Below are 2,905 nucleotides of genomic sequence, written 5' to 3'. Positions count from 1 at the left end.
GGTGCCGCGGGCCAGCAGGACTTTCCCCGTCCGGGGGCGAAGAACTCCTCCAGCCCCGGCCAGGCGTCGCTCAGCACCGGCGTGCCGCAGGCCGCGGCCTCGAACAGCCGGCCGGACGGGCACCATCCCATCCGCGCCATGGAAGCGCGGGTGACGTTCAGGGTCAGGCGGGACGAGGCGTAGAAGCCCGGATGGTCGGCCGGCGCCAGATGGCGCAGGAAGAAGATGTTGCCGGCCCAGGGGAAGCCGTCGGGATACTGCGCCCCGGCAATGACGAAGCGCAGATCCGGCCGCCGCCGCGCGGGCTCGACCAGGAGCTCCTCCAGCGCCGCCTGCCGGTCCGGCGCATAGGTGCCGATATAGGAAAGATCACCGGCGAAGTCGGGCCGCGACGCCGCCGGACGATGGACGTCCGGGTCGACATGGCCGTAGAGCGGCACCACGACGCGGGCGCCGAGCCGGTCGCGCAAGGCATCCAGCGCGCCGCCGCCGGTGTAGCTGAGGACGAGGTCGAAATCGGCGAGGCCGCGGGGGCCGACATAGGACAGGGGCTGGCCCTGCTCCAGCCGCTCCAGCGTCACCGGCGTGTCGAGATCGTAGAAGACGTGCAGCGGCCGGGGTGCGTCCAGGACCAGGCCGGTCGCCTCGACCCCGTCCGGGCAGAAGGAGGTAACCATCGTCGCATCGGCGTCGGCCAGGTGGCGCCGGGCCAGGTCCCGGACCTGCGCCCAGGCGGGATACAGCACCAGCTCCCCCTGCTCGAGCGCGTGCAGGTCGCGGGCGCCGGCGTAGTAGGGCACGTCGCGCTCGAAGAACACCACCCGCCAGCCGTGGCGCGACAGCGCCCGGATCAGGCCCCGCCAGAGCGTCGCATGACCGTTGCCCCAGGAAGAGCTGACGGTGAGGCCGAAGACGACGAGCTTCATCGCGACCTCCTAGTCGACGGTCTCGTTGAGGCCGAGCAGGTGCGAGCCCCAATCCCCGACCGCCAGCCGGGTGATCGAGGCGGGCGCAATGTCGAAGCGCGGCCAGGCGTCGGTCGCCAGGCCGAGATGGTGCAGCACCGCCGCCTTGATCACGTCGGCATGGCTGACCACGGCGATGCATCGGTCCCCGTGCTGCCCGGCCAGCCGCTCCATCAGCCCGAGGACGCGGCGCTGCACGTCGAGCATGGTCTCGCCGCCAGGCGTCCGGATCAGGCTGCGCATGGCGTTCCAGCGCTGCCACAGCGGGTCCTGCTGCAGCGCCTCGAAGCCCTGCCCCGACCAGCGGCCGAAATCGATCTCGTCCAGCTCCTCCGCCGTTTCCATCGACAGGCCGCAGGCCGCCGCGACGGCCTGTGCGGTCTGCTGCGCCCGCTCCCGCGGGCTGGCGACGACGGCGTCGATCCGTTCCAGCCGCAGGCGGCGGGCCAGCCGGTCCGCCTGGGCCCGCCCCGCCTCGCCGAGGACGACGCCGCTCATGCGCCCGGCCAGGAAGCCGCCGATATTGTCGTGCGCGGCGTGGCGCAGCAGCAGGAAGGTGGTCATGCCGTGCCCTGCGGCGGGTCGCCGGCGATGAAGCGCAGCGTCCGCTCCCGCGCCACGGCATCGGTGAACTGCTGCGGCGGCGACTTCATGAAGTAGCTGGAGGGGCCGACCAGGGCGCCGCCGATGCCGCGGTCGAGTCCCAGCCGGGCGCAGCGCACCGCGTCGATCACGATGCCGGCGGAGTTCGGCGAATCCCAGACCTCGAGCTTGACCTCGACATTGAGCGGCACCCCGCCGAAGGTGGTGCCCTCGAGCCGGATATAGGCCCATTTCCGGTCGCTGAGCCACGGCACGTAGTCGCTGGGACCGACATGGACGTTCTCGGCGGCCAGGGGAATGTCGAGCTGGCTCATCACCGACTGGGTCTTGGAGATCTTCTTCGATTCCAGCCGCTCGCGCTCGAGCATGTTCTCGAAATCGGTGTTGCCGCCGAAGTTCAGCTGGTAGGTGCGGTCGAGCCGCACGCCGCGCTCGCGGAACAGGTTGGTCAGCATGCGATGGACGATGGTGGCACCGACCTGGCTCTTGATGTCGTCGCCGATGATCGGCAGGCCCCGCGCCTCGAAGCGCTGCCGCCATTCCGGGCGGGAGGCGATGAAGACCGGCATGCAGTTGACGAAGGCGCAGCCGGCCTCCAGGGCCTGCTCGGCGTACCATTCCGCGGCGCGCTGCGACCCGACCGGGAGATAGGAGACGAGGACATCGGTCCCGCTCTGCCTCAGCACCCCGGCGACGTCCGCCACCGGCTCGTCGGATTCCTCGATCCGCTCGCGCAGGTACCTGCCGAGCCCGTCCAGCGTGTTGCCGCGCTCCACCCGCACGCCGGTGGGCGCCACATCGGCGAAGCGCTGCGTGTTGTTCGGCATGGCCGTGATCGCTTCCGCCACGTCGCGCCCGACCTTGGCGGCGGCGACGTCGAAGGCCGAGGCGACCTCGATGTCGCCGACATGGTAGCCGCCGAGATCGGCCGTCATCAGCCCCGGAAGCGGCTCGTTGCCGCGAGCGTCGCGGTAATGGGTCAGCCCCTGGACCAGGGACGAGGCACAGTTGCCGACGCCCACGATTCCCAGGCGGATGGGTTTCGAGTTCACGCTTTCGACTCCCTGCGATGCGGCGTGGATCGGGTCGGGAGAGGCAGGCCGGCCGTGGCGAAGGCCTGCCAATGTAAGTTGCTGCAAGGCCAACGGGGTGTCCGGAAAGCCGGTTCCGGTCACGTCTTCGCCACCGCGATTTTTCGCGGGCGCGATGCCGGGACCCCGCCGTCCCCCGTGCCGTTGCCCGGCCATGCCTGCCGGACGCCCCTCATCCCGGCGGGGCGATGCGGCCCGGGCATCCCCGCTGCGGGCGCGCGCCCGGCCGTCGCGCGAACGCCTGGC

The 2,905-nt window shown here is 71.3% G+C and carries 3 protein-coding genes; all 3 read right to left on the bottom strand.

Translation table 11 applies throughout. The annotated features are described in order from the left end of the window. The coding region (locus P409_RS30860; RefSeq protein WP_034847474.1) for a CgeB family protein at positions 1 to 926 on the bottom strand (926 nt) is incomplete at its 3' end. A gap of 9 nt (positions 927 to 935) precedes the next feature. Continuing rightward, a complete protein-coding gene (locus P409_RS30855) occupies positions 936 to 1,529 on the bottom strand; it encodes a histidine phosphatase family protein (protein ID WP_034847473.1) in 594 nt (197 codons plus the stop codon). Further along, positions 1,526 to 2,620 carry an inositol-3-phosphate synthase gene (locus P409_RS30850; RefSeq protein ID WP_034847472.1) on the bottom strand — a complete coding sequence of 365 codons (1,095 nt, stop codon included), beginning with the start codon at positions 2,618 to 2,620 and terminating at the stop codon, positions 1,526 to 1,528. Before P409_RS30850 ends, P409_RS30855 begins: the two co-directional genes overlap by 4 nt. Positions 2,621 to 2,905 lie beyond the last annotated feature (285 nt).

The sequence above is a fragment of the Inquilinus limosus MP06 genome (genome assembly GCF_000767795.1).
GTDB classification, from domain to species: domain Bacteria; phylum Pseudomonadota; class Alphaproteobacteria; order DSM-16000; family Inquilinaceae; genus Inquilinus; species Inquilinus limosus_E.
Note: the sequence above shows the minus strand (reverse complement) of the source record. Positions and strands in the feature narration are given on the sequence as shown.